22 protein-coding genes are annotated in these 26,459 nt (G+C 68.6%); 13 read left to right on the plus strand and 9 right to left on the minus strand.

Translation table 11 applies throughout. From position 1 onward, the window contains the following. Positions 1–29 precede the first annotated feature (29 nt). From OXG55_02215 to OXG55_02240, 6 genes are all read right to left on the minus strand, one after another. Positions 30–989, minus strand: coding sequence for an ABC transporter permease (locus tag OXG55_02215; GenBank protein ID MCY4102071.1), 960 nt, complete (start codon positions 987–989; stop codon positions 30–32). Further along, on the minus strand, positions 986–2,179 hold the full coding sequence (locus OXG55_02220; protein ID MCY4102072.1) for an ABC transporter permease: 1,194 nt from the start codon (positions 2,177–2,179) through the stop codon (positions 986–988). Before OXG55_02220 ends, OXG55_02215 begins: the two co-directional genes overlap by 4 nt. Beyond that, positions 2,163–3,740: an ABC transporter ATP-binding protein gene (locus OXG55_02225; protein MCY4102073.1), complete on the minus strand. Its 1,578-nt coding sequence runs from the start codon at positions 3,738–3,740 to the stop codon at positions 2,163–2,165. The genes OXG55_02220 and OXG55_02225 overlap by 17 nt, the downstream gene beginning before the upstream one ends. 72 nt (positions 3,741–3,812) lie before the next feature. Next, on the minus strand, positions 3,813–5,024 hold the full coding sequence (locus tag OXG55_02230) for an ArgE/DapE family deacylase (GenBank protein MCY4102074.1): 1,212 nt from the start codon (positions 5,022–5,024) through the stop codon (positions 3,813–3,815). Next, positions 5,021–6,079 carry an adenosine deaminase gene (gene add / locus OXG55_02235; GenBank protein MCY4102075.1) on the minus strand — a complete coding sequence of 353 codons (1,059 nt, stop codon included), beginning with the start codon at positions 6,077–6,079 and terminating at the stop codon, positions 5,021–5,023. Before add ends, OXG55_02230 begins: the two co-directional genes overlap by 4 nt. A 42-nt stretch (positions 6,080–6,121) precedes the next feature. After that, the gene (locus OXG55_02240) at positions 6,122–7,078 is read right to left on the minus strand and encodes a LysR family transcriptional regulator (GenBank protein ID MCY4102076.1); all 957 of its coding nucleotides are present in this window, start codon (positions 7,076–7,078) and stop codon (positions 6,122–6,124) included. 82 nt (positions 7,079–7,160) lie between these two features. Here OXG55_02240 and OXG55_02245 point away from each other — a divergent pair, with 82 nt between their 5' ends. Genes OXG55_02245 through OXG55_02275 form a run of 7 tightly spaced genes read left to right on the plus strand, consistent with a single transcriptional unit; the run spans position 7,161 to position 13,031 of the window. Continuing rightward, a complete protein-coding gene (locus OXG55_02245; protein ID MCY4102077.1) occupies positions 7,161–8,183 on the plus strand; it encodes a cyclase family protein in 1,023 nt (340 codons plus the stop codon). Between the two features lie 4 nt (positions 8,184–8,187). Further along, the gene (locus tag OXG55_02250) at positions 8,188–8,673 is read left to right on the plus strand and encodes a VOC family protein (protein MCY4102078.1); all 486 of its coding nucleotides are present in this window, start codon (positions 8,188–8,190) and stop codon (positions 8,671–8,673) included. A 1-nt stretch (position 8,674) separates the two neighbouring features. Then, positions 8,675–9,595, plus strand: coding sequence for a polysaccharide deacetylase family protein (locus tag OXG55_02255; GenBank protein ID MCY4102079.1), 921 nt, complete (start codon positions 8,675–8,677; stop codon positions 9,593–9,595). After that, positions 9,592–10,422, plus strand: coding sequence for an SDR family oxidoreductase (locus OXG55_02260; protein ID MCY4102080.1), 831 nt, complete (start codon positions 9,592–9,594; stop codon positions 10,420–10,422). The genes OXG55_02255 and OXG55_02260 overlap by 4 nt, the downstream gene beginning before the upstream one ends. Continuing rightward, on the plus strand, positions 10,419–11,189 hold the full coding sequence (locus tag OXG55_02265) for an SDR family NAD(P)-dependent oxidoreductase (GenBank protein ID MCY4102081.1): 771 nt from the start codon (positions 10,419–10,421) through the stop codon (positions 11,187–11,189). The genes OXG55_02260 and OXG55_02265 overlap by 4 nt, the downstream gene beginning before the upstream one ends. Beyond that, entirely contained in the window at positions 11,182–12,531 is a 1,350-nt protein-coding gene (locus OXG55_02270) for an amidase (GenBank protein ID MCY4102082.1), read from the plus strand. Before OXG55_02265 ends, OXG55_02270 begins: the two co-directional genes overlap by 8 nt. Then, positions 12,531–13,031 (plus strand): nucleoside deaminase, encoded by a 501-nt coding sequence (locus tag OXG55_02275; GenBank protein MCY4102083.1) that lies wholly within the window; start codon positions 12,531–12,533, stop codon positions 13,029–13,031. Before OXG55_02270 ends, OXG55_02275 begins: the two co-directional genes overlap by 1 nt. Before the next feature lie 33 nt (positions 13,032–13,064). Here the strand turns inward: OXG55_02275 and OXG55_02280 are convergent, their stop codons facing one another. Further along, positions 13,065–14,711, minus strand: coding sequence for a molybdopterin-dependent oxidoreductase (locus OXG55_02280; protein ID MCY4102084.1), 1,647 nt, complete (start codon positions 14,709–14,711; stop codon positions 13,065–13,067). 374 nt (positions 14,712–15,085) lie between these two features. Continuing rightward, positions 15,086–15,568, minus strand: a complete 483-nt coding sequence (locus OXG55_02285; protein ID MCY4102085.1) for a hypothetical protein — start codon at positions 15,566–15,568, stop codon at positions 15,086–15,088. 204 nt (positions 15,569–15,772) lie between these two features. On the opposite strand from OXG55_02285, the gene OXG55_02290 reads away from it, so the two are divergent. Next, the gene (locus OXG55_02290; protein ID MCY4102086.1) at positions 15,773–17,065 is read left to right on the plus strand and encodes an ATP-binding protein; all 1,293 of its coding nucleotides are present in this window, start codon (positions 15,773–15,775) and stop codon (positions 17,063–17,065) included. 2 nt (positions 17,066–17,067) lie between these two features. Beyond that, complete coding sequence (locus tag OXG55_02295) at positions 17,068–17,727, plus strand: RloB family protein (GenBank protein ID MCY4102087.1); 660 nt, start codon at positions 17,068–17,070, stop codon at positions 17,725–17,727. Between the two features lie 49 nt (positions 17,728–17,776). Here the strand turns inward: OXG55_02295 and OXG55_02300 are convergent, their stop codons facing one another. Next, complete coding sequence (locus OXG55_02300; GenBank protein MCY4102088.1) at positions 17,777–18,466, minus strand: hypothetical protein; 690 nt, start codon at positions 18,464–18,466, stop codon at positions 17,777–17,779. Positions 18,467–18,582: 116 nt separating this feature from the next. Between OXG55_02300 and OXG55_02305 the strand changes: the two genes are divergently transcribed. From OXG55_02305 to OXG55_02320, 4 genes are read left to right on the plus strand one after another with little or no spacing between them, the layout of a single operon-like run. Then, positions 18,583–21,111 carry a class I SAM-dependent DNA methyltransferase gene (locus OXG55_02305; GenBank protein ID MCY4102089.1) on the plus strand — a complete coding sequence of 843 codons (2,529 nt, stop codon included), beginning with the start codon at positions 18,583–18,585 and terminating at the stop codon, positions 21,109–21,111. Next, complete coding sequence (locus OXG55_02310) at positions 21,104–22,255, plus strand: restriction endonuclease subunit S (protein ID MCY4102090.1); 1,152 nt, start codon at positions 21,104–21,106, stop codon at positions 22,253–22,255. Before OXG55_02305 ends, OXG55_02310 begins: the two co-directional genes overlap by 8 nt. Then, a complete protein-coding gene (locus tag OXG55_02315; GenBank protein MCY4102091.1) occupies positions 22,252–25,578 on the plus strand; it encodes a type I restriction endonuclease in 3,327 nt (1,108 codons plus the stop codon). Before OXG55_02310 ends, OXG55_02315 begins: the two co-directional genes overlap by 4 nt. Then, a complete protein-coding gene (locus OXG55_02320; protein MCY4102092.1) occupies positions 25,575–26,354 on the plus strand; it encodes a SprT family zinc-dependent metalloprotease in 780 nt (259 codons plus the stop codon). Before OXG55_02315 ends, OXG55_02320 begins: the two co-directional genes overlap by 4 nt. Positions 26,355–26,459: the final 105 nt, after the last annotated feature.

Here is a 26,459-nt window from a genome sequence, read left to right on the forward strand (position 1 = left end):
TTAGCACATGTCTTGCTTATGGTAAGTCGTCACGCCTCCTCTCTCGAGTACGGCTCACCGAGCGCTGCCGGCGCGTTGAGCCGCCCTCGAGCCCAGCCACTGGAGACCAGCACGACGGCCACGATCGTCAGGACGTACGGCAGCGAACTGAAGATCTCCGGCGGCAGATCGACGCCGCGCGCCTGCAAGGTGAAGCCGAGGCTGGTCACGATGCCGAAGAGGTATGCCCCCCCAAGCAGCAGGCCGGGTCGCCAGAAGGCGGTGATGACCAGGGCGATGGCGATCCATCCGGCACCGGCGGTGATGCCGTCGATCCAAGAGGGTTGGAGTTCGAGCGTGTAGTAGGAGCCGGCCACGCCGGCGAGAGCGCCGCCAACCATGGTGTGGCCGTAGCGGTAACGGGACACGTTGATCCCCATGGCGTCGGCGGAACGGGGATCCTCACCGACGGCCTGCAGGTGCAGGCCGGTCTGCGTGCGATAGAGGTAGAAGGCCACCAGCGCCACCAGGAGCCACGACACGTAGACCAGCGCGTTCTGTCCGAAGATCAACGGCCCCACGATCGGTGTTTCACTGAGACCCAGGACGTCGTAGGAGGGGAGTTCGTAGCGCGCCGACGGGCCGGCCAGTTCCCCGATGGCCGCCAGGTAACTCGAGAGCCCCGTGGATCCACCCAGGATCAGCAGTGCCAGACCGGAGACGACCTGGTTGGCCCGCAGCGTGACCACGGCGAACGCATAGAGCGTCGCCATAGCCATCCCGACCAGCGCGGCGATCAGCATGGCAAGGAGTAGAGCGAGCCAGCCGGGCCCCTCGAACGACTGGACGAACCAGAAGGCGGTGACGGCGCCCATGAGCATCATGGCCTCCACGCCGAGGTTCATGACCCCGCTGCGCTCGGCCAGCAACTCGCCCAGGCCTGCCAGGACCAGCGGCGTCCCGTAGAAGACGCCGGCCGCCAGCAGATCCACGAACAGCGACTCGTTCATGACTCTGCTCCGTGGTCGGCTTGGGTGGCGGAGATGTCGCCCGCCGCAGCCGCGTCAGGAGACTCGCCGGGTGGTGGCGCCCGAGTGGCGCTCCCGTCGCGCCGACCGATGACCACGCGGTAGCGGGCGCTCACCTCGCTCGCCGCCACCAGCAGCAGGATGATGCCCTGGTTCACGCCGATGAGCCCCAGCGGCAGGTCGGGCCCCTGGAGGTTGAAGCCGGCGTTGTTCAGAGCGCCCACCAGGATGGCGCTCACGACGATGGCGAGTGGGTGGTAGCGGACCAGCGCCGCCACGGCGATGCCGGTGTAGCCGAACACGGCCAGCTGCAGGTTCTTCGGCTCGAGACGGTGCGAGATGTCGCCGATCTGGCTGGCCCCCGCGATGCCGGCGAGGGCGCCGGACAGCAGCATGACCAGTATGAGCAGCCGGCCGGTCCGGATGCCCGCATAGCGGCCCGCCGCCGGGCTGTCGGCCGACACCCTCATCTGGAAACCGAACCGCGTGCTGCGCACCACGAACAGGAGCGCCAGCGCCAGCACCGCTCCCAGGATGAAGCCGAACGGCACGACGACGGTCGTGCCGTACTGCGGCCAGAAGGCCTCTTCCGCCAAGGTCTTGGCTCGCGGGAAGACCCGCGCGCTCTGCGTGGACAGGTCGCGCCAGTAGGACGTCGAATCGAAGATCAGGTAGAAGAGGATCAGCGGCGCGATGTAGTTCAGCATCAGCGTCGTGAGGACCTCGTTGGTGTTCAGGTAGACCCGCAACAGCGCGGCGATTGCTGCCCACAGGCAGCCTCCGACGATGCCCGCCAGGATCATCAGGGTCATGACGGTGGTGAGACTCTGCCCGCCGAAGTACGTGCCCGCGGCGGCCGCCAGCATGGCGCCGATCATCAACTGGCCGTCGGCGCCGATGTTCCACACCTTCATGCGGAACGTGACGGCCGCGGCGAGCCCCGTCAGCAGCAGCGGCGTGGCGGCCACGAGCGTGTTGGAGAACGCTCCGGGGTTGGTGAAGGCCGCCCGCACCATGCGCTGGTAGATGTCGATGGGATCGCGGCCGCTGGCCCACAGCACCAGCGCGCCGATGGCGAGGGCCGCGATCACCGCAATCGGCGGTGTGGCCGGACCCAGCCAGCGCGGCGGTTTCAGCCGCCGTTCGAAGTGGATCTCAGGAAGCCACCGCACCGGCGTCCTCCAGCGCGCCGCCCATCATCAGTACCCCGACCTGCTCGGCGTCGGCGCCGTCTCCTTGGATCACGCCCTGGATCCGGCCGCGGGAGATGACGGCGATCCGATCCGCCAGGTCGAGGATCTCGCCGAGGTCCTCGGAGATCATCAGGATGGCCGCGCCGCCGGCGGCCGCTTCGAGCAGGAGCGTGCGAATGGATTCCATCGCCGACACGTCCAGCCCCCGTGTCGGCGTGGCGACGACCAGCACCTGTGGCTCCGAGGAGATCTCCCGTGCCAGCAGCACCTTCTGGGCGTTCCCTCCCGAGAGCTGCCGGACCAGGGAGTTGGCGGTGCCCTTCACGTTGAACGCCTCCAACAACTGCTGCGTCCGGGCCATGATCCGGGACTTGACGAGGAACGGTCCGCGCCTCAGTTGCCGCTGCCGGTAGGACTTCAGCACACAGTTGTCGGCCACGGTCAGCCCCGGCGCCAGACCGGTGCCGATGCGATCCTCGGGGACGTAGGCGAGGCCGCGGTCCGAGGCGGCACGCGGATCGCCCGGCGGCAGCGGCTTCCCGCGCAACCGAACCTCCCCGCCGGTGCGCTTGCGCAGCCCGGCGATCACCTCGCCGAGAGCCACCTGGCCGTTCCCGGCGACGCCGGCGACCCCGAGGATCTCCCCGGCTCGTACCGACAGCGTGATCTCCCGCAACACCGGTGTGCCGTCCGCGTCGACTGCGCTGACGTCACGCAACTCGAGCGCCGGTTCGCCCTCGCCCAGCGGCTGGGACCGCGAGCGTCTCGAGAAGGCGATGTCGCGCCCGACCATCATCCTGGCCAGGCCCCGCGCATCCACGCTCGTCGTGCGGAGGTTCGCCGAGCCGGAGACGCGGCCCTGGCGCAGCACGGTGACCCGGTCGCAGAGAGCCGACACCTCGTCGAGCTTGTGGGAGATGAAGATGACGGCCTCACCCTCGGCCGCCATGCGCCGGAGCGAGACGAACAGTTGCTCGGCCTCCTGGGGGGTCAGCACCGACGTCGGCTCGTCGAGGATCAGCGTGCGCGCACCCCTGTAGAAGGCCTTGAGGATCTCGACGCGCTGGCGCTCGCCGACCGACAGGCGCGAGATCACCGCTCGCGGGTCGACGCGCATGTCATAGCGCTCCGCGGCACGGGCCACCTCGTCCTCCACCTGCCTGCGGTTGAAGACTCGCCGGCCGTCGCGGTGCCATCCCAGGACCACGTTCTCCGCCACGGTCATCGACGAGACGAGGCTGAAGTGCTGGTGAACCATGAAGATCCCGGCGTCGTAGGCGTCGGCAGGGGATCGGAAGCTGACAGGGTTCCCGCCCACGAGCACCTGGCCGGCGTCGGGACGGTAGAGGCCGGTGAGGATCTTGCACAGCGTGGTCTTGCCCGAACCGTTCTCGCCGAGCAGCGCATGAACCTCGCCGCGATCGGCGTCGAAGTCCACGCCGTCGTTCGCCACGACTCCGGGGAAGGCCTTCGTGATGCCCCGGGCCGACACATCATGGCGGTCTTGTGCCCGCGCTCCGGCGGCGCCTTCAGTCGTCACTGCCGTAACCCCCGGTCGGGCAGTGCTCCCCGATCACGTAATCCGGGCATTCCTGCCGACCCCCCGAGGACATCAGCGGGACGTCAGGAGGTCAGCGGCCAGGTCTGCGATGACCCGGGCGGCGCCCTCGAGTTGTCGCACCTCGACCCTCTCGTTGGCACAGTGGCACTCCGCCACGTTGCCGGGTCCGAAGTTCACCGCTTCGATGCCCGCGTCGTTGACGAGGTTGCGCACGTCGCTGGAGAACGGGGCGCCGTAGACCACTCCGGGTGTGCCGGTGACCCTCTCAACGCTGTGGACCAGCCGTTGAACCAGGGCCGACTCGACGGGAATCTCCGCGGGCTCGAAGCGGTTGTAGGCCACCGTTACCTCGACGCCCACCTCTGAGCCGGCGGGCCGGGCAGCGAGGATGCGCTCGGTCACCTCCTGCACCTCGCGCTCGATGGTCTCGCCCGGGACGAGGCGGCGGTCCACGAACAACTCCACCGAGTCCGAGACGGCGTTGGGGGTGACCCCGCCCTGGACCACTGTCGGGGTGCAAGAGCCCGCGCCCAGCAGATGGTGGCGACGTTGCTCAACGTCGCCGCGGTAGCCCTCGAGGGCCTGCAGCACCCACAGAAGCCCCCACGTCGGGTTGACGCCCAGATGGCTGCGGCTGGCATGGATGGATCGTCCCTGCAGGCGGATCCGCAACGGCAGCAGGCCCCGCGTGGCCGCGGCGATGCGCAGGTCGGTCGGCTCGGTCACGATTCCGTAGTCGCCGGTGTAGCCGGCCTCCAGCAGCGACAGCGTTCCAGGTTCCGCACGTTCCTCCCCGACCGCGAAGTGGAGGACGAGCGACCCCTCGAGCCGGTCGAGTTGGGCGGCGAGGTGGTGAGCCACACCGATCTGGGTGGCCAGTCCGGCCTTCATGTCGCAGGTACCGCGCCCGTACATGAACCCGTCGCGCACCTCGGCGCCGAAGGGGTCGGTCGTCCATTCGGACTCGTCGTCGATCGGCACCGTGTCCAGGTGGCCGTTCAGGATCAGCCGGGGTCCGTCGTCCCGGCCGCGCAGGATGGCGCCCACCGAATGGCGACCCGGTAGCGACTCGACGAGTTCGGCCTCCACCGGCGTGCCCGCGAAATGCTCCACGACACGGCTAGCCACGTCGGACTCGTAGGCGCCGGGGTTGGTGCTGGGGATCCGCACCAGGTCGGCGAGAACCTCGGCGAGGTAGCCGGCCGAGAGCGGGTCCCGCCCGTCCGGGTGCGCAGGCGCCCCCCGCGGTGTCGTGGTGCTCATGGGTGGTGGTCCTTCCCCGCCGGCTCCCGCGTGAGACCCCGAACGTGGTCGTCGACCTGCCGGTGGAGGCTCGCCGCCTTCTCCTGGTCGCAGAACGCGGCGTCGATGGCCCTCCGCGTGGCGGCCGCCACCTCTCCCAGGCCCCAGCCGAGGGAGCGGCTCACTTTCTCGAACTCGCCGCTCAGCGTCACGTTCATCGCCTTCGGGTCGTCGGAGTTGATCGTGACCGGCACACCGGCCGCCATGAGCGGCCCGACGGGATGGTGATCCACGTCGGGGTACAGCCCGGTGATGACGTTCGACGTGGGGGTCACGTTCAGCGTGACGCCGTTCGCCGCCAGGTGCTCGACCAGTCTCGGGTCCTCGATCGATCTCACGCCGTGATCCACGCGGTCCAGGTGCAGGTGTTCAAGCGCGTCCCACACCCCGTCGGGTCCCGAGGACTCCCCGGAGTGTGCCGTCCGCCCGAGGCCCAGTTCGGCGGCGCGGGCGTAGACCTCGGTGAACTTCGGCGAGGTGCGTCCCAGGAGTTCCTCATTGCCGTCGAGGCCGAGGCCAACTACGCGGGACGGGCCACTGGTTCCGAGCCACTCCACGAGCCCCATGGCCCATTCGGCTGACTGCTCCCGGCTGATGGAGGGTGTGAGCCGGCAGTCGGCGTGGCCGTCGCGGTGTGCCCGCTCGAAGCCGGCCGCCAGCGCTTCGATGAGCGGCTCCCGGCGCAGGTGCGGCCAGTAGCGCGGACCGCAGAGCACTTCGGCGTAGACGATCCCGTCGGCGCGCAGTTGGGCCGCCGCGTCGTAGGCCAATCGTTCGGCGATCTCGGTGGTGCGCAGCAGGTCGCACCACCACTCGTAGACGTCCAGGAAGTCGGCGAGCGTCGAGTAGACGAACAACGACTCGGCGGGCCGGAGCATCGGAACACCGAACTCGGCGGCAAGTTCCTCGATCCGCTCGGCGCTCAGGCAGGCCTCGACGTGGATGTGCAGCTCTACCTTGGGGAACGTCCGGATGGCGTCGATCCCCGGTGCCATGGCTCCGTCGGGTGTCGTCATCGCTCTGCTCCTCGGTGTCGCGTGTGCCGGTCTCGGGGCGGGCTAGCCGCCCGGCAGGACCACTGCGTGGGCTGGCAGGGTCGGTGTCGGCCCACGGCCGAGGAGTTCGACGAAGGCGGCCGCGGGCGCCGAGAGGGCTGAGCGCGCGAAGACGGTGAGTTCCCAGGCGACGGGGGGATCCAGCGCGCGCGCGGTGTGGGCGAGTTCCTCCGGCACGTTGGCCGACGGGACCAGCACCGCGCCGAGACCCGCCGCCGCCAGACGCACTGCCGCCTGCACCTGGGAGGTGAGCACCGCCTTGCGTGGACGGAAACCGGCAAGGGCGCACGCTGTGGCGACGTAGTCGGACAGGCCTTGTGAGGGTTCGTAGAGGATCCAGTTGCGGTCCGCCAACTCCCGCAGCGCCACCGGGCCGTCCCCGTTGGCGAGGGCGTCGTTCGGTGGCAGCACAACGACGAACTGCTCCCATCCCAGGGAGACGACCGGTCCGGACCAGTTCGGCGGCCGGACCCCGATGGCCAGGTCGCCGACCCCCATCGCAACTGACTCGTTCATCGTCGCCTGAAGCGCGAACTCGTGGAGCTGGATGGCCACCTGCGGGTGCTCCTCCTGCCAAAGGCGGAGCGGGTCGATCAGCATCGAGTCCACCAGCGTGGGCAGCGTCGCCACCTCCAGGACGCCCACGTCGAACCCGGCGATGGTCCTGGCCTGCCGGGTGAGCCGGTCCGCCGCGGCCAGCGCCCCTCGGGCATCGCCCAGCAGGGCGCGGCCCAGCGGAGTGGGCTGCACGCCCCGGCGCAGCCGCTCGAGCAGGCGGCTCCCGAAGAACTCCTCCAGTGCCCGCAACTGTTGGGACAGCGCCGGCTGCGAGACGCCGAGCCGCCGCGCTCCCGCGGTCACCGATCCCTCATCCACGACCGTCACCCAGGCCCGCAGATGCCGGAGATTGACGGCTTCGGTCTCCGACTTCGCTGCTATTAGCGTTTGCTTATCGTTCACATCGGAATTGTGTCCTTGAATAATGTCACTGTCAAGCATACGCTGCACCATTGACCACATCCGATGACGAGGAGGGGGCCACATGTGCGGAGTGGACGACACTGCACTCGCTGAGCAGATCGCGGGCCTCGAGGTAGCTCTCGACGCCGTCGAAGAGACCGTGGACATCGAGTTGCAGCCCGAGCCGCTGTTCGAGAGGAACGGCCACCAGGTCTCCAAGAGTCCGTGGGGTCCCGACGACGAGATCGGGCGGCTCAACTGGGTGACCCCCGAGTCCGTGGGGGCGATCATGGCCCGGCTCAACGGCACCAAGGTCTTCGATCTCTCCGTGGAGTACTGGTCGGGCATGCCGTCATGGACCGAGGCGGGCGATCCCCCGTTCAGCATCTGGATGACCCACACGCCCAGCGGGTCGATCCTCGACGGGCGCTCCGGCTACGGGCCCGAGATCCACAAGGAGTACGCCTACTCGGGCGACTCCATCTCGATGTACACCCACTGCGGCACCCACATCGACACGCTCAACCACATGGGGTATTACGAGACGTTCTGGAACGGCTGGACCCAGGACGAGCACCTCGGTTCCATGGTCTGGACCAAGGGCGGCACCGACCGCTTCCCGCCGATCATCGCCCGGGGCGTGCTGTTGGACGTGGCCGCCATGCACGGGGTGGACATCCTCGAGCCCCACTACGAGGTCGATTCGAAGGACCTGCAGGAGACCGCCCGCAAGCAGGGTGTGGAGTTGCGCAAGGGCGACGTGGTGCTGCTGCGCACCGGGCGCATGAACATGTGGCCCTCGATGGACTACCTGTCGGCCTCGCCGGGGATCAACGTCGACGGCGCCCGCTGGCTCTGCGAGGAGGCCGGGGCGATGTGCATCGCCGGCGACAACATCGGCCTCGAGCCCCAGCCCTACTACGGCCAGTACGCCCCGGTGCACTGCTACATGTTCGCCACCGCTGGCGCTCAGATCATCGAGGTCTGCAACATGCAGGAGATCGCCGCGGAGCAGGTCTACGAGTTCGCGTTCCTGGGCTTCCCGATGCGGATCCGCGGCGCCACCGGCGCCCCCATGCCGTCGGTCGCCGTCCCGCTGCGCTGAGGCCATGCTCAAACTCAAGCGCCTCGACAACATGGACATCGTCGTGAACGACTTCGCGACGATGGTCGACTTCTACCGGAACGTGCTGGGCCTGCCGCTGCACCCGCACGGCTACGAGCCCACCAAGGGCTGGGCCATGTTCATGTGCGGCGACGTGGACCTGGTGCTGCTCTCGGTGCCCGACGCCGACCGCGGCGAGCGCCAACGCACGGCCAACTACAACGAGGACCCGGCCGGGGTGCACTCCTTCGCCGCGGAGGTGGACGACATCGACGAGGCCATCGCCGCACTCGACGAGCACGGCATCACGTGGGCGGGCGAAACGAACATCTACGGCGCCGGCGCGTTCCTCGAGGAGATTCCCGGCGACGACTTCGACGGGATCTGGTACCGGTTCCGCTCCTTCTACGACCCCGAGGGAAACGTGATGCACATCTGCGAGGTGCATCCCCCCGCGGGGTTCGACCGCACCGCCGCCGGGAGGTCGTGACATGGGCGGGCTGCCGCGCCTGACCTTCTGCCTCACGGTCGGGATGGATGCCCTGTCGCTGTGGATCACCTCGTTCCGCAGCACCAACGCCAGCATGATCTCCCGAGGCGAGATGGAGATCCCCGGCACCCACCGGGTGCTGGAACTCCTCGACCGCTACGAGATCCGCTCGACGTTCCTGGTGCCGGGACACACGGCGCTGGCCTATCCGGACCTCATCAGGGAGATCGTGGACCGGGGCCACGAACTCGCCTACCACGGCTGGATGCACGAGGACGCCCGAGACTTCGACGTGGCCGGCCAGCGCCTCATCATCGAACGTGGACTGGAGGCACTCGACCTGGTCGCCGGTGTGCGCCCCCGTGGCCACGTGTCCCCGGCCTGGAACATGAGCGAGCACACCATCGCGCTCATCGAGGAGTTCGGCTTCGACTTCGACGGGAGCCGCATGTCGACCGACATGATGCCGGTCTACGTGCGCAAGGGGGACCGCTGGCTCACCGACGGCGCCTACCAGTTCGGCGAGCTGACCGACATCGTGGGCATCCCGGTGGCCTGGCCGATGGACGACGTGCCGATCTTCGAGTTCGTGTGGGGGCAGATCCCCGGCCTGGCGCCCCCGTCGGTGGCCGAGGAGATGTGGACCGGCGAGTTCGACTACGCCTACGACCACTGCCCCGGCGGCGTCTACAACCTCACGATCCACCCGCAGGTCATCGGGCGCGGCTCGCGGCTGCGGATGCTCGAGCGGGTGGTGAGCCGGGCCGCTGAGCACTCCGACGTTGTCTTCTCGCGCCAGTCCGAGTACGTGGACGCCTGGCGCGCCCTCAACCCACGGGAGCAGTGGCGGGCGCAGAACCCCGAACTCGCCGGTGACGGCTCGATCAGGGCGCTCCCGTCCATGGCCGACACCCAGGAGTGAGCGCGGCGACCACCCGCCGAGTCCTCGTCACCGGCGGGACCGGCGCCATCGGGGGCGCCGTCGTCGAGCGGCTCCGAGCCGAAGGCGCCGAGCTGGCGTTCAGCGGGCGGAACCTGACCCGCGGTACGGAGTTGGCCGGCCGCACGGGTGCGACGTTCGTTCCGGGCGACGTCAGGGAGTCCGGCGCGGTTTCTGCGATCGTCGCTGAGGCGCTCGGGGTGCTCGGCGGCCTCGACGGGTTGGTGCTGGCCACCGGGGTTCTCCACCGGTCGCCGCTGTCGGAGACGACCGACGCCGCCTGGGACGCACTGATCGAGACGAACGTCGTCGCCCCCGTCCTGTTCGCCCGCGCCTGCCTGGATGCCCTCAGCGACGGTGGCGGCGCGATTGTTGCGATCGCCTCGGGTGTTGCCGACTGGCCCGAAGCCGAACTCGGCGCGTACTCGGTGTCCAAGCGGGCGCTGCTGTGGATGACGCGGATGCTCGCCGTGGAGGGGGCGAGCCGCGGCGTCAGGGCCAACGCCGTCTGTCCTGGTCACACGGCCGTCGGCATGAGTTCGGTCGTGAACGGCGCGGATCCGCTGGAGCGCCCGCCGCCGGTGCCCCCCTCGGGTGGCCACGCGACCGCGGCCGAGGCTGCCGAGGGGGTCGGCCTGCCGCCGCCGACGCAGGGCCTGCCGCCGACGGGGCGTTGTGCCACCGCGGCCGAGGTCGCCGAGGCGGTGGCGTACCTGCTGTCCGACGCCGCCGCGGGCAGCACCGGTGCGGCGCTGTCGGTGGACGGGGGGATGCTGGCCGCGCTGCGCGCGGCGCGGGTGCGGCAATGAGCAGCGAGCTGCGCGGGCGGACCGCGCTCGTCACGGGCGGCACGTCGGGCATCGGCCGGGCTGTCGTCGAGCACCTCGCCGAGACGGGGATGCGAGTGGCCTTCTGCGGCCGAGACGCCGGTCGCGGCGCCGCAGTCGCCGCCGCGACAGGGGCCTCGTTCGTTCGCACCGACGCCGCGGATCGTGATGACTCCGACCGGGGCGTACAGCAGGCCCTTTCGTCCCTCGGCGGGGAACTCGACCTGTTCGTGGCGTGCGCCGCGATGATCTTCGCCGCGCCGCTGGCCGACACACCCGAGCACGTCTTCCGTGAAGTCGTCGAGGTGAACCTCACGGCCACTTTCCGGTACTCCCGCGCCTGCTTCGAGATGATGCGCAGGCAGGGACGCGGCGTCATCGTCCATGTCGTCTCCGACGCCGCGCTCCGCGGGATCCATCACATACCCGCCTACTCCGTCACGAAGGCCGGCGTCCTGGCGCTTTCGGAGACGCTCGCCGCCGAGGCCGCGCCGCACGGTGTCCGGGTGAACGCCATCTGTCCCGGCGCGGTCTTCCCCGGCATGCAGACGACACCTGCGGGCTACGAGCACCACGCCGAGGACGCCTCGACGTGGGGGCCCGCGCCGTCGGGTCGTCACGGGACGGGCAGGGACGTGAGCGGTGCCGTCCTCTGGCTTGCGAGCGACGCGGCCGCGCACGTCAGCGGCGCGACCCTCCGCCTCGACGGAGCCGCCGGCGTGGCCACACGGGGCGTCTCCCGTGCCTGAATCGGCCGTCGACCGGCTCGCAGTGGCGCTGGCTCGCCTGGAGGAGACCGAGCCACTGGTCCACGCATACGTCCACGTGGACCGCGCCGGGGCTGTCGCAGCGGCGCGGCTGGTCGACGACGGCGAGGTCAGCGGACCGCTGGCCGGTCAGCCGTTCGCGGTGAAAGAGGTGATCTCGGTCGCCGGCCTGCCCGCGGCCGGGGGGTCGCGGGCGTTCGCCGCGCACGTCGCGGACTTCGACGCGACCGTGGTGGAGCGGCTGCGCCGCGCGGGAGCGGTCCTCCTCGGCACGCAGGTGTCCCACGAACTCACCTGCGGGCTCGACGAGCCCCCCACGCGCAACCCCTGGGCGCTGGACGGCTACCCGGGCGGATCCAGCGCCGGCGGTGGCGCTTCGGTGGCCGTGGGTTCGGCGGCGTTCACCCTCGGCACCGACGCGGCAGGGTCGGTCCGCATCCCCGCGGCGATGACCGGCGTCGTCGGCCTCAAGCCCTCTGCCGGCCTCGTCAGCAACCACGGAATCGTCCGCCACGCCACGGCGCCGTCGATCGACAACGTGGGGATCTTCGCCCGGTCCACCACAGAGGTTTCTGAGGTCCTCGAGGTGATCGCCGGAGCGGACCCCGCCGACGCCGCGACCTGCTGGGAATCGGGCGACGCCGGAGTTGCCGCAGCGGCCGGAGTGCCGGGAAGCCTCGACGGCCGGCGACTCGGCACCCTCGGCGACAGCACGCGCGCCGCGCTCGACGCGAGGACACCGCCCGAGAGCGACGTGTGGGACGCCTTCGAGTCGGCGTGTGATGTCTTTGGGCGCCTGGGAGCGGTGCTGGTGCCGGTGGAGATCCCGGCGTTCGAGGCGGCGCCCGATGCGATCTCCACCTTCTTCGCCACCGAACTGGTCGCCGCCCACCGACACCTCTTGGAGGGTCGCGCCGCTGGTTATCACCCTGGCGTTCTCGAGATGCTCGTGGGGGCGCTGTCGATCCCGGTGAGCCAGGTCGCCGAGGCGGTCGAGTTCCGCGGCGGGTTGCGAGGCGAGGTTCTGGGGGCATTCGCCGATGCCCGCCTCGATGCGCTGGTCACGCCCACGACGCCCCGGGTGGCGATGCCGCTGGCTTCCTTCGATCCCGCCACCGAACTGGGGACTCTCATTCCCTACACGTGCCCGTTCAACCTGACGGGCCAGCCCGCGGTGAGCGTGCCGTGCGGTTTCTCGGCCTCGGGGCTGCCCATCGGATTGCAGTTCGTCGGCGCGCCGTTCGAGGATTCTGCTGTACTGGCCGTCGCGGCGGCCTACGAGTCGGCCACCAGGTGGTACGAGCACCAACCGGAGGTTCCCTGATGTCCGCAGCGATCGAGCACCTGAACGAGACGGACGAACGCCTGCTGCGCAGGTCGATAGCACTCTCGGCGCAGGCGGTGGCGAGAGGGAACCTGCCGTTCGGAGCGTTGTTCGCAGACACGGACGGCAACATCCTGCTCGAGGCCGAGACGACGGGCAGCACGGGCGGCAACATCCTCTACCACGCCGAGACCAACCTGATGCACGAGGCAATGAGTGCCTTGACGGCCGAGGAGCGAGCCTCCGGCACCCTCTACTCGAGCTGCGAACCGTGTCCCATGTGCGCCGGCACCATCTACTGGGGCGGCGTCAGGCGGGTCGTTTTCGGACTCGGTGAGCGAGAGTTGGCCGAGATCGCCAAGGCGCAAACGACGACGCCGGTCGCTGTCTTCGGCGGTTGCCGGCTGATCCTGGAGCGCGGCGCCGTCGAGATCCAGGTGCTCGGACCCCACCTCCAAGCAGAGGCGGCTGCTCCGCACGAGGGGATCTGGGTCGACTGAGCGGAGCCCCTTCCGGCGGCCTGCCCGCCGTGCTCAGACGACGGTGACGTCGATGGTGTGCCAGCCGGTGGCACCGTCGGGTGCCGGTGGGCGGATCTCCGAGGTCTGGGTGTATCCCGTTCCGTCGGTGGCGCGGCAGCGGATCTGGTAGCTGCCGGGGCGGGCGTCCCAGGCGTACACCCACTGGCGCCAGGAGTTGACCGACATGTTGTTGCTCAAGTCGGCGTTGACCCACGGCCCGTTGCCGACCTGCACCTGGACCCCTTCGACGCTCTTCGTCGGCGCCCAGGCCACGCCGGCGACGGCCACCCTGCCGGCCCGGACCCGTGCGCTGTTGCGGGGCACGTCGATGCGGGACTGCGTCTTGATGGGGCCGCGCTTGGCCCAACCCCGCGGCACCCAGTACGAGTCGAATCCCTCCCAGGTGGTGAGCCGGATCTCCTCCAGCCACTTGGTGGCCGACACGTAGCCGTAGAGGCCGGCGATCACCAGCCGGACCGGGAACCCGTGCTCGCGGGGCAGCGGCTCGCCGTTCATGGCGACCGCCACGAGCGCCACGCGGCCGTCGAAGGCGTACTCGGTGGGGAAGCCGGAGTTCCAGTTGTCCACCGAGCGACCCACGATCTGGGTGGCGCCCCGCTGGACACCGGCTCGGTTCAGCACGTCGGCCAGGGGCACGCCTCGCCACACCGCGTTGTCCACGAGATTCCCGCCGACCCGGTTGGAGACACAACTCAGGGTGACCGGGGTCTCCACGAGTCCCATGTCGATGAGTTCGGCGAAACTCATCGTGTACGGTCGGTCGACCATGCCGGAGATGGAAAGCTCCCAACCGTTCACATCCACCGACGGCACCACGATGGCGGTGTCGATGCGGTAGAAGTCCGAATTCGGCGTGACGATGGGCGAGATGCCGGTCACGGTGTTGTCGTAGTAGCCCGCCCGGTTCCGCTGAGGCGCCGGTGCCCGGGTTGTGGGTGGCGGAGGCGGTGGTGCCGCCTGGGTCGTGGGCGCCACCGCTTCGGTGGTCGTCGGGGCGCTCCGCTCGCCCGGATCGATGATCGGTTGGGCGCCTGCGCCGGGTTCGGGGGCTTGGGTAGTGCCGGGGGCGGCCCCCTCAGCGGTCGTGGCTGCGGCTTGCGTTGTCGGGACCGAACCGTCCCCGGTGTCGGCGGGAGCCGGAGCGGCCACCTCGGTCCCGTCGACTGCGGTCGTAGTCGGGCTGGTCTCGGCGGGCGCGGCGGTCGTCGGGCTCGTGCCGGCAGCGTCCTCGACGACGGTGGATGATCCGTCGGCCGCGGGCGCGATGGTGTCCCCGCCGGGCCCGCTGGTCGGCTTGGTGGTGCCGGCGTCCGCCGGTACCGGGGCGGGACCATTTCCCGCCGTGGTAGGCGTCGTGCCGCCTGCGAGCGTGGTGGTCGGAGTGCCGGCCCCGCCGACGTCGGTTCGTACCTCCGCGGTGTCCAGCAGATCCGCCACGCTGGCCCGGCCCGCCTCCACGTCGCCGCGGCGGCCGGCCAGGTAGCGACCCACGCCGCTGGCCGCCAGGGCACCCACTGCGGTGGCACCGGCGGCGGTGAGGAACCAGCGCCTACCGGTCTCGTTCAGGTACGGGTGGGGCTGGCGGGGCTTGACGTCGTCAGCGGCGACCGGCGAGATCGGCGAGATCAGGCGCAGCATTCCCCACAGCGCTCCGCCCCCGATCACGACCGCCAGGGCGGCAGTCAGCACAGCCATCGGTGTCGAGGCGGTCGCGTTGACGTTGGCGGCCAGGCCTCCCAGGGTTCCGAAGGCGGCGAAGACGACGAAGATCACCCAGCGATGGCGCCGCGCCGCGATGCCGGTGAGCACCCCCAGCACGAGCGTTGCCGCCAGCACGCCGTAGAACAGCAGCGGCTTCTGGGCCGACCCGAAGGTGTCGATGCTCCAGCGGATGACGGCCCCCGGGACGAAGCGGCTGTCCACGATGGCGTCGGAGACGCCCAGCACCAGCGACGGCACCCGGTCGGTGATCCCCGAGATCAACTCCCCGACGGCGATCGCCGCGCCAGCGCTCAGCAGCCCTGCGAGCGCGGCCCACGGGACCGTCGAACCCGGCCGGGGCCGAAGCCGGGCCAGGCGGCTCCCCCGGTGGTCGACGGCGGCCTGTTGATCGTCGGAGAGATCAGCGGACATGTCCCACCTATCGCTGTGGTCGTCGTGCCTGCCTCCCAGTCTGGCAGGCAGTTGAAGCAGGAGAACTCCACCCCAGCCCGAGCGTACGCTGGTCGGGCGACGGCGGTGCCCCGCGGTGCGACCGGGCGCTCGCTGCCTTCGTGCCGGCCGCCGGCCGCTCCGGGGAATCCGATTCCCAGGTGCCCTTCGATGCGGGCCACGGCGCCCCGCAGGTCCGTGACCTGCTCGAGCATCTCGTCCTGGCGCTTGAAGCCGTCTCGCATCTCGCGGTGCAGGAACTTGAAGGCGGCGAACACGCCGCCGAGGCTGGTGCCGAGGATCGACGCCCAGGCGATGATGAACTCGAGTTGGCTGATCTCCATTGCGCCGCTTCCCTCCTCCGGGCTGGATCGCCCGGCTAGTCGCCTCAGGGGGAAGCCGGCTCTGATCGTACCACCGGCGACCGCCCAGCCTGGCCGGCAGAGCCGAGCGGACCCATTGCACCCCATGTGCAGATAGAGTACGCTCTTCGCAGTAAAGCGACGCCGTGAGGGGTGTGCGTGCCTCTAGCCTACGAGGAGCAAACGATGCTTCTGCGCTTCGAAGTCGGCAATCATCGCTCGATCTGTGAGCCGGTCGAGTTGTCCATGATCGCGATGGACAAGGATCGCGCCGCGGCCCGCCAGATTGAGGACTTCGACGAGCGGGTCCTGACTGTTGCTGGAATCTACGGCGCTAACGGCTCCGGCAAGACCAACCTCATCGACGCGCTCGCGTGGCTATCGCATGCGGTCGGATGGTCGTTACGAAATTGGGAGGACGAGATCCCCAGTGATCCGTTCAGCTTCGCTCTTGGGTCACCGCAGCCGTCGTACTTCGGGATAGAGCTAGTCGTCAGCGGCGTGCGGTACCGCTACGAGTTGGAGGTAGACGTGTCCCGGGTCGTATTCGAGGCGCTGTATAGCTATCCGCGGCAGCGCCGTCGCACGCTATTCGAGCGCGATGGCGACAATCTGGCGTTCAGGCGCGGCACGCGCTTCACCGCTGGCGGACGCGAGCTGATCACGCCGACAACATTGGCCATGTCCGTCGCCAGCCGACTCACCGAGGAGATCGATGCGGTGGCCCGTTGTTTGTTCGGCATCAACTTTGTCGGCCTCTGGCCTCGGGCGTTCATGGGTAGTGAGGCTCGACTGTTCCGAGCCAACCTCCGCTGGACACTCCGCGGCTGGGACGATTTCCTGGCCGACGTGTTTGACGACGCGTCATCCCCGAGTCACCACGATGGTGACACGCACGCGAGGAAGAGCCGCACGCAGCATCGCGATCTGGCGCTCTCAATGCTGTTGTTCGCGGACCTGGGGGTCCAGGGAGTGGAGGTGGTGAACGAGGCTCCGGGTCGCGGCGGTCGCAGGCTGAGGCTTCTGCACGACGTTGCCGGTGACCAGCATCCTCTGGAACTCGGTGAAGAATCCGACGGGACCATCGCCTGGCTCGGCTTGATCCCCGAACTGCTTGGAGTGTTACAGAACGGTGGCCTTCTCGTGGTCGACGAACTCGACGCGAGCCTTCACCCGGTGATCTCCGGCAAGCTCGTGGAGATGTTCCAAGATCCCGCGACCAACGACCGCGGTGCTCAGATCATCTTTACTACGCACGACACGAGCCTGCTCCGTCGCCTGAACCGCGACGAAGTCTGGATCACATCCAAGCGGCGCGACGGCAGCACAGAGCTGACAGCGCTGTCTGATTTCCGCAGTACTAGCGTCCGGCGTTCCACGAACCTCGAGCGCGGCTACCTGGAAGGTCGCTTCGGCGGAATCCCGGTAGTAGACGAGTACCGAGTCCGCGAGGCCTTGGGCGTCACGCCCCGAGACTGAGCATGGCAACCCGCCGACGAGGCGAAAGGCCGCTGAGGCGCCGCGCTCCGCAGCGCGATGAGCTGGCACGTTTCGTCATCTTTTGCGAGGGCACGCTGACTGAACCGCTGTATCTGGAGGCGTTTGCCTCCCTCGAGACGGTTCGCGATGTCGCGACACTGGACATTCGTGGGATGGGATGCGATCCTCGCAGACTGGTCGAACACGCCAAAGAAGCGAAACGTCTCGAACGCCGTCAGCAGACCGGTTCTACGAGCTACTGGTGCGTGTTCGACGTGGAAGCGCCCAAGCCGCATGCCCGGCTGAGCGATGCGGTCCAGATGGCTCGCGACAACGACATCAGCGTGGCGATCTCCAATCCCTGCTTCGAATTATGGCTGTTACTCCATTACACCGACCACGACCGTTGGATCGACAACGACGACTGCCGAGGCCTCCTTCGTCAATTCGACAACTCGCAGGGAAAGCGCCTTGTCGGCGATGTCTACATGTCACTGCGACACCAAGCCATCAAGCGGGCCAAACGGCTTGCGACACTGCACGCCAGCGCTTCCCGGATGCACCCCAAGGACAATCCGTCCTCGAGCTTGTACCGCGTCTTGGAAGCTATCGATCAATCGAACTCCAGCAATAGCGACGCTTCGGACGTTAGCGGGCAGTGAGTCCACCGATGGAGGCGTCCAGCACAGCGGCTCAGCGCTATCGTCCGGATCAAGGAGATGAGCGGCGCAGTCGCGAGCGTGGAGGAGGTGGCACCCGCCCCAGTCTCGAGACGCTGGAGCGACGTCCGAAGTGCGCCGCTCCGTCGTGTGCGGACCGCCAGTCGGCTGTGAGTTCTCCGTCTGCTGCCTTCTGCTGCAGATGCCCGAAGCGCACTCTTCGGTCGCCGCTCTTGGCGTCCGCCTTGAACGCTGTCATGTACAGATCGGTGCCGCCCCGACTCGTGAGATCCAGTTTGAGTTGGGTCTGCTGCTCGACGGCGGTGGCTGCTTTCTGCACGGCTTCCCGGTAGTGGCCGTTGTCCCAGAGGTCCGTCGCGGCGTTCCAGACCCACGGATGCAACTGCGATGCTGCGAGCTTTGGCCCCGGCGGGGCGAAAATATCGGCGTGCCTGGCCCGGTTCTCGAGGATGCCGATAAGGCGGACCACCCAGCGGACTCGGTTGGACCATGACCACGTGCCAGACACGAATGCGCCGTGGCTTGGTGGGGTGTGCCTCTTCGGATCGGACTCGACCTCGGCCGCGATCTGTTCGATCAGCGGTTCCAGTTCCGCGAGTCGGTCGGCGGACTCGTCCGCCGACGCGGCCTTGCTACCGCCTCGGCGGTGGATGTCCTCGTTCCGCTGGAGGTGTCCGCGGAACTCGTGCAGCGCTTCGAGGGCGGGTTCCTCGTTGATCATCACATGTTCTCCGCGTTGAGTTGCCGGGCTTGCGGTCGCTGACCGCACGAGTCCAGTCTGCCGCACGCCTGTGACTGGCCTTCGGGCAGCGGTGTGCTCAGAACTAGCCTTGCGGGGTGCTCACTTTGGGGCAGTTGGAGCGGCATCTGTTTGCGGCGGCGGACATCTTGCGGGGGAAGATGGATGCGTCGGAGTTCAAGGAGTACATCTTCGGGGCGCTGTTCCTGAAGCGGGCGAGCGATGTGTTCGAGGAGGAGCACCGCCGGATCGTCGAGGCGCAGCTCGGGCGGGGGCGGTCGGCGGAGGAGGCGGAGCGGCGGGCGGAGGACCCGGACTCGTACTCGGAGGCGTTCTTCGTGCCGCGGGAGGCGCGGTGGACCCATCTGCGGGACGAGTTGCATCATCAGGTGGGCGATGGGCTGAACCGGGCGCTGGGGGCGCTGGAGGCGGGCAACGCGTCGCTGGAGGGGGTGCTGCAGCACATCGACTTCAACCGGCGTGTCGGCACGACGACGGTGGCTGACAGGAAGTGGCGGGATCTGATCGGTCACTTCTCGAAGTACCGGCTGCGCAACGAGGATTTCGAGTTCCCGGACCTGCTTGGCGCCGCCTACGAGTACCTGATTCGGGACTTCGCGGACTCGGCGGGCAAGAAGGGCGGCGAGTTCTATACGCCCCGCCAGGTGGTGCGACTCATGGTGCGGCTGGTGGACCCTCGGGAGGGCATGGCGGTCTACGACCCGTGCTCGGGCTCAGGCGGCATGTTGATCTACGCCCGCGACCATGTGGCCGACAACGGCGGCGATCCCCGCAACCTGGTCCTCGCCGGCCAGGAGACCAACGGCACGACGTGGTCGATCTCGAAGATGAACATGCTGCTGCACGGCATCCGCGACGCCGACCTCCGCAACGACGACACCCTCGGTGACCCCGGCCATGTCCGCGGCGGAGAGCTGCAGCGGTTCGATCGGGTGATCACGAATCCGCCGTTCAGCCAGAACTACGACAGGGCCTCGCTTGCCCACCCGGAGCGGTTCGTCTACGGCTACACGCCCGAGGGTGGCAAGAAGGCCGACCTGATGTTCCTCCAGCACATGCTGGCGGTCCTGAAGCGAGACGGGATCGTCGCCACGGTCATGCCCCACGGTGTGCTGTTCCGCGGCGGCGCGGAAGGGGCGATCCGCCGGCGGATCATCGAGGAGGACCTCCTCGACACCGTCATCGGGCTTGGCCCGAACCTGTTCTACGGCACCGGCATCCCCGCCGCCATCCTGATCCTGCGGGCCAAGGGCGCCAAGCCTTCCGAGCGGCGCTGCAAAGTGCTGTTCATCAATGCCGACCGCGACTACGGCGAGGGCCGCGCCCAGAACCGCCTGCGCCCCCGCGACGAGGAGAAGATCACCGCCGCCTACCGGGCCTTCGCCGACGTGGACGGCTTCGCCAGGGTCGTCACCATCGACGAGCTGGCCGAGAACGACTTCAACTGCAACATCCGCCGCTACGCCGACAACGCCCCGCCGCCCGAACCCCACGACGTGCGCGCCCACCTCCACGGCGGCGTCCCGACGCCCGAGATCGAGGCCGCCGCGGACCTGCTGGCGCGGGCCGGCCTCGACGCGGCGACCCTGTTCAAGGATCGGGGAGACGGCTACGCCGACTGGCGCCACGAGATCACCGGCACCGCCGGGCCAGACGCCGAGCACAGCGCGATCAGCCATACCACCACGACCGAACCCCCAGCGCTTCCACCGACAGCGGGGCAAGACGCCGCGCATAGCGGGGTCACTCATTGGTCGAGCGGCGAGTCGCGTTGGTCGGCGAACTCGGGCGGCGGGCGGGACGCCGCGCACCAGGCGATCAGCCGCGCCGTCGCCGGACGGGCCACCCACAGCCCCTGGCCCCACTGGTGGGCCGGCACCGTCGAGCCCATGCTCCGGGCGCTGCCCGAGAGCGGGATCCTCGTCGGGCAACGCCGCCGGCTCGTGGAGGACTTCACCGCGCGCATGGTCCCGGCCGGCGTCGACCGCTTCGCCGCCGCGGGCATGGCCGCCACCTGGTGGGAGGAGTGCTTCCACGAACTGGAGACGGCAGCCAACCGGGGCTGGACGGCGGTGATCGAAGCCTGGCTCACCACCGCCGAAGCCGGTGCGGACGACAAGGGTGCCCCCGACCTGGCCGACCAGACCGCCATCGAGCTCCTCGCCGGGGCCCAACTGGCCGAACGAGCCAGCTTTGCGTCCGAGCACGCCCGTCTCGACGCCGAGATCAAAGCCGCCGAAGCCTCCGACGATGAGGACGACGAGCCCGACGACGCTCTCAGCCCGGCCGATATCAAGAAGCTGAAATCCGAGCGCACGAAGGCCAAGAGGGCTCTCAAGGCCATCGACGCCTCGTTGCTCGCCTCAGCCCGGCAGGCCCTCGAAGCCATGCCGCCGCCTGACGCCCCCGCCCACGCCATCGGCGTGCTCCGCAACCGGTTCGAGAGCCTCGTCGCCGAGCACTTCGCCGACGTCGAGCGCAGCACCCTCGGCTGGTACGACAACCTCGTGAACAAGTACGGCACCACCCTCGCCGACCTCGAAGCCGAACGAGACGCCACCACCGCCCGACTCGAGAAGCACCTAAAGGAGTTGGGATATGGGTGAGTGGCGGAGAGTACCACTGGGTGACGTGGCGGATCTGAGAATGGGCCAGTCGCCCGCTGGCACCCTCGTAACGGATCTCGATCGCGGGCTGCCGTTTCTCCAAGGAAACGCCGAGTTCGGGCCCACGCATCCAGAAGCGACACTGGAGTGCGATTCGGCACCTCGGCGGTGTGCTCGGGGGGACACTCTGCTTAGTGTCCGGGCACCTGTCGGCGATATCAACCGTTCAGATCAGGAATACGGGATCGGGAGAGGACTTGCTGCTATCAGGTTTGAAGAGGTCGAACCTGGCTTTGGTCATCATGCTCTCGTCGAGTGTTCACGAGCACTCCATCGCGTTTCACAGGGTACGACATTCTCGGCGATTGGCAGGAGTGAGTTGGAGTCCCTCGAACTCTCAGTGCCGCCGTTGGAGGAGCAGAGGCGGATCGCAGAGATCCTCGACACGATCGACGAGACCATCCAAGCTAGCGAACGTATCATCGCCAAAAGCGGGGCGGTTCGGGCCGGTCTCGCCTCCGATCTGCTCGGCGGAGGCGTCGGGGTAGCGGGTCGCTTGAATTGGAAGAAAACCACGCTGAAGGAGATCGCACTACTACAGTTCGGCAAGACACCATCGCGCAGCGAGGCTCGATTCTGGAATCTAACAGATGGCTATCCGTGGGCGACCATTGCCGATATGCAAACCGATCCGGTCCTGAAAACCGCTGAGACAATCTCCGAGGCTGGACGTCCGTACGCCGGGCGCTCAGTGTCTACTGGTTCGGTCCTAATGAGTTTCAAGCTCACCGTGGGTCGAGTTGCACGAGCGGGGACTGAGTTGTTTACGAATGAAGCTATTGTTTCGGTACACGGGCTCGATGGGAGAGCTGACGATGGCTGGCTCTACCATGCCCTTCCTGGGATCGCCCGTGGTGGTGTACTCGACACGGCAGTCAAGGGACCGACCCTCAACAAGGAGAAGCTTGAGAATCTTGAGGTCTGGCTGCCGCCGTTGGAGGCACAGCGGCACATAGCGGAGATCCTCGATGCCGCCGACTACGACATCGAGGCCGACGAGATGCGGTTGGAGAAGTTGAGGCGACTGCGCTCCGGTCTCGCATCCGATCTCCTGTCTGGTCGCGTTCGTACGGTGGCGGCGTGACCTCGGGTCCCGAGTGGGAGTTGGTCGAGCGGCCTCTTCTTGAGCATCTGGTTCTGCTCGGATGGGAGACGCTGGTTTGGTCCGAGCGGACGCCCGCTCACAGCGTGGATCGCTCATCGGACAGGGATGTGCTGCTTGAGCAGCGGCTCCGCTCGGCGCTCCTGAGGATCAATCCTGGTCGAGACGGCGATTCGTGGCTCGATGAGGCTCGCCTCGACTCGGTGGTTGCGGAGTTGCGGTCACCTCCGGCTGGTGCGGGACTGCTGGAAGCGAACCGGCTCTCGACCGACTTGTTGCTCGGGGGCACCACGGTCGCCGGGCTCGACGGTTGGGACGGCGGTCGGGATCGGAGCGTCGCCTACATTTGCTGGGAGGACCCCTCGGCCAACGACTTCCTTGCTGTGTCGCAGTTCACGGTGGCGACGCCAGGGCGGGCGCCGAACATCCGGCCCGACGTGACGCTGTTCGTGAACGGCGTCCCGCTGGTGGTGATTGAGGCGAAGCCGCCCGGCAGTGACAGCGGCATCGCCGACGCTATCGACCAGTTGCGCCGCTACGCCAACCAGCGCGGCGCCGAGGCCCCGGAGGGTGCGGAGCATCTGTTCTGGACGAACCAGTTCACCGTCGCTGTCACCGGCGAGCGGGCCGAGGCGGCCACGTTCTCGGCGCTGCCCGAGCACTACTTGGCCTGGAAAGATCCCTACCCGGCGACGGTGGGGGAGGTCGCCGCGTCGCTCGGCAGGCCCGCTGACGCGCTGAGGGAGCAGGAGGTGCTGACGGCAGGGATGTTGGCACCCGAGCGGTTGTTGGACATCGTCCGTCACTTCACAGTGTTCAAGGACATCGGCTCGGGCCGCACGGCGAAGCTGGTGGGCCGCTACCAGCAGTACCGGAGTGTGCAGAAGGCTCTGCGGCGCCTGCTCACCTGCGACACCCGTGCGGTCGACGGTCATGTGGATCGCCGCGGCGGGGTGATCTGGCACACCCAGGGCTCGGGCAAGAGCCTCACGATGGTGTTCCTGGTGCGGGCGATGCGCAGCCACCCCGACCTGCGGCGGTTCAAGATCGTGCTGGTGACCGACCGCACCGACCTGGAGCGACAACTGACCGGCACCGCCGGCCTCACGGGTGAGACGGTGAGGGTGGCCCGCAGCGCAGCGGAGGTGCGGGAGTTGCTGCAGGCCGACGGCCCCGGCGTGGTGATGGCGATGATCCAGAAGTGGCGCGACGCAGCCGGCGACGGCGAGGGCACGGAGGGTCTGGGTGAGGCCGCGCGTCCGAGTCGGGGTCGGCGGCCCGGACGCGCCGGTGCCGGCGAGAGTACGGAGGGTCTGGGGGAGGGGGAGTCGTTCGGGACGCTGAACCGCTCCGAGGCCATCCTGGTGATGGTGGACGAGGCGCACCGCTCGCAGGCCTCGCTGCTGCACGCCAACCTGATGGCCGCGCTGCCGAACGCGGCGCGGATCGGGTTCACCGGGACGCCGATCATCATGGGCGAGCGCCGCAAGACGCTGGAGATATTCGGCGACTACCTCGACCGCTACACGCTGAGGGAGTCCGAGGCAGACGGGTCGACGGTTCAGATCCTCTATGAGGGGCGCACCACCGACGCCGCCGTGCGGGGTGCCTCGCGGATGGACGAGGTGTTCTTCCGGTGGTTCGCAGGTCTCACCGACGAGCAGCGGGAGACGCTGCAGCGGCGCTACGCCACCACCGCGGCGGTGCTGGAGGTGCCGGAGCTGATAGCGGCGAAGGCCCGCGACATCCTCCGGCACTACGTCGCCACGGTGATGCCCGACGGCTTCAAGGGCATGATCGTCGCCACGAGTCGCAAGGCGTGCCTCCGCTACCACACGGCGCTGCGGCAGGCGCGTGACGAACTGGTGGGCGAGATCGATCGGCGGCGAGATGAACTGCTCACGCCGCCTGGCCGGTCGCCGGATTCCGAGGAGATGTTCTTGCGCACGGCCGCCCGGCAGGCGGACCTGATTCGCGTCCTGGATTTCGCCCCGGTGATTTCGGGGGATCACAACGACCCGCCGGAGTACGCCCCGTGGACCGACAAGGCCCGCCAACTGGAGCGCATCGACCGGTTCCGGCTTCCGCTGGGTTCCGCCGGGGAGAACGAGAGCCCGCTGGCGCTGCTGATTGTCAAGTCGATGCTGCTCACGGGGTTCGACGTGCCGCAGGCGCAGGTGCTGTACCTGGACCGGCTGATCCAGCAGGCCGAACTGCTTCAGGCCGTCGCCCGCGTCAATCGGACCGCGCCGAAGAAGTCTTACGGGCTGACCGTCGACTACTACGGCGTGTCGTCGCAGCTCACCGAGGCCCTCGCGGTGTACACCGGTGCCGACGGCGCGATCGATCCCGATGTGGAGGGGGCGCTGCGTCCGCTCACTGCCGAGATCGAGAAGCTCGAACCGCAGCGCCAGCGGGTCCGGCAGATCTTCGTCCAACACGGTGTCGAACGGGTCGAAACCGGCGAGGCCATCGAGGCGTGCGCGCAGCTGCTCGCCGATGAGAAGCTGCGGGCCACCTTCGACGTCGCGTTGCGCACCTTCCTCACGACCTTCGACACCGTCCTGCCCCGGCCCGAGGCGCTGGAGTTCGTCGAGGATGTGAAACTGTTCGGAGAGATCCAGGTGCGGACCCGGCGCCGCTACCGGGACACCCCCGACGGCGAATTCGATCCGCACAAGTACTCCGAGAAGGTGCGCCGGCTGATCGACGAGCACATCACCGCGCTCGACCTGAGCCGGCGGGTCCCGCCGCTGCGCATCACCGACCCCGCATTCGGGGACCACATCGCCGGGATCGTCTCGCACCGGGCGAAGGCGTCGGAGATGGAGCACGCCGCCCGCCACCACATCCGCGAACACCTCGACGAGGACCCCGCCTACTACGGCAGGCTCTCCGAGCGGATCGACGAGATCCTCCACCGGCTCGAGGAACGCTGGGAGCAGATCACCCTCGAACTCGGCGAGCTGATCACCGAGATCAACACCGGCCGTAGCGACGAGCAGCAAACCGGACTCGACCCGGCCACCGAACTGCCGTTCCACGGGCTCATAGCCCAGAAGGTCGCTAGCGCTGGCCCCGACACCGCCGAGCACGTCGTGGCGCTCACTCGGGATCTCGTGGCGGAGATTCGCCGGATCGTCGGCACCGTCGGCTTCTGGGACCACCCCACCCGCCAGGACGACCTCCGCAAGGCCGTCAAGCGCACACTCGACGACAGCGACCTGTTCACCTACGACAGCCTCGACGAACTCGCCGTCGAACTAGTGGCCCTGGCCCAGGCCAACCAGCACAGACTGTCATGAGCCTCGCAACCGCCGACTTGGTGCACGACCGTCCGACACTGGTCGTCGGCGATCTTGTTCTGGACGTCGCGCCGCCGAGGGATCGCACGACCATCGAGATCGTCGTCGAACGCGACGCCTCGCTGGTGCTCAAGGCGCCGCCGGGGGTGAGCGTCGAACGGGCCGCACGGTTCGTGGCCGACAAGCGTCGCTGGATCTACCGCAAGCTGGCTGAGAAGGACGCCCTCATTGGCCCTCCCGTCGTCAAGCGGTTCGCCGAGGGCGAAGGGTTCGCCTACCTCGGCCGTAGCCACCGGCTCACTCTCACCGCAGCCAGCGACGCGGGCTGCGTGCGTCTGGAGCGGGGCCGCTTCCATCTGTCCGCGGGCGAGGCGGAACGAGGAGCCGCGGCGATGCGCCGGTGGTACGCCGATGTTGGGGGACAGTGGCTGCGCCGCCGCATTCGCCCCTGGGCGGCCCGCCTGGGTGACGCCGCTGTGGCCGTCGAGGTGCGCGACCTCGGCTACCGCTGGGGATCGGCCCGACCGACCGAAGGCCTCCAGCGCGTCAACATCCACTGGGCCGCCCTGCAACTCCCGCCGGGCCTCATCGACTACGTGTTGGTCCACGAACTCGCCCACCTGCGAGAGACCAACCACACCCCCGGATTCTGGGCCACCGTCAGCCGCCTCATGCCCGGATACGAGCACCAGCGAACCGCCCTCGCCGCCGCTGGCAGGACCGTCTGGCTCGGCGTCACCGCTCCCGGCGAGCCGGTGCCGGAGTCTTCCCGATGACCGCCGACCGACCCGCTCCACCGGAGTGTCCAGCCGGGCGGACCGAAGGGGCCGCCGACCGGACAGGGGGGCAACCGACGGGGTCGGGAGACGTGTCGACAGGCA

This window comes from bacterium (assembly GCA_026708055.1).
GTDB lineage: Bacteria > Actinomycetota > Acidimicrobiia > Acidimicrobiales > CATQHL01 > VXNF01.

Coding starts and splice junctions, on each gene's coding strand:
- OXG55_02215 (MCY4102071.1), bottom strand. CDS start 989: ATGAACGAGTCGCTGTTCGTGGATCTGCTGGCGGCCGGCGTCTTCTAC.
- OXG55_02230 (MCY4102074.1), bottom strand. CDS start 5,024: ATGAGCACCACGACACCGCGGGGGGCGCCTGCGCACCCGGACGGGCGG.
- add (MCY4102075.1), bottom strand. CDS start 6,079: ATGACGACACCCGACGGAGCCATGGCACCGGGGATCGACGCCATCCGG.
- OXG55_02245 (MCY4102077.1), top strand. CDS start 7,161: ATGTGCGGAGTGGACGACACTGCACTCGCTGAGCAGATCGCGGGCCTC.
- OXG55_02250 (MCY4102078.1), top strand. CDS start 8,188: ATGCTCAAACTCAAGCGCCTCGACAACATGGACATCGTCGTGAACGAC.
- OXG55_02255 (MCY4102079.1), top strand. CDS start 8,675: ATGGGCGGGCTGCCGCGCCTGACCTTCTGCCTCACGGTCGGGATGGAT.
- OXG55_02265 (MCY4102081.1), top strand. CDS start 10,419: ATGAGCAGCGAGCTGCGCGGGCGGACCGCGCTCGTCACGGGCGGCACG.
- OXG55_02275 (MCY4102083.1), top strand. CDS start 12,531: ATGTCCGCAGCGATCGAGCACCTGAACGAGACGGACGAACGCCTGCTG.
- OXG55_02280 (MCY4102084.1), bottom strand. CDS start 14,711: ATGCTGCGCCTGATCTCGCCGATCTCGCCGGTCGCCGCTGACGACGTC.
- OXG55_02285 (MCY4102085.1), bottom strand. CDS start 15,568: ATGGAGATCAGCCAACTCGAGTTCATCATCGCCTGGGCGTCGATCCTC.
- OXG55_02290 (MCY4102086.1), top strand. CDS start 15,773: ATGCTTCTGCGCTTCGAAGTCGGCAATCATCGCTCGATCTGTGAGCCG.
- OXG55_02295 (MCY4102087.1), top strand. CDS start 17,068: ATGGCAACCCGCCGACGAGGCGAAAGGCCGCTGAGGCGCCGCGCTCCG.
- OXG55_02300 (MCY4102088.1), bottom strand. CDS start 18,466: ATGATCAACGAGGAACCCGCCCTCGAAGCGCTGCACGAGTTCCGCGGA.
- OXG55_02310 (MCY4102090.1), top strand. CDS start 21,104: ATGGGTGAGTGGCGGAGAGTACCACTGGGTGACGTGGCGGATCTGAGA.
- OXG55_02320 (MCY4102092.1), top strand. CDS start 25,575: ATGAGCCTCGCAACCGCCGACTTGGTGCACGACCGTCCGACACTGGTC.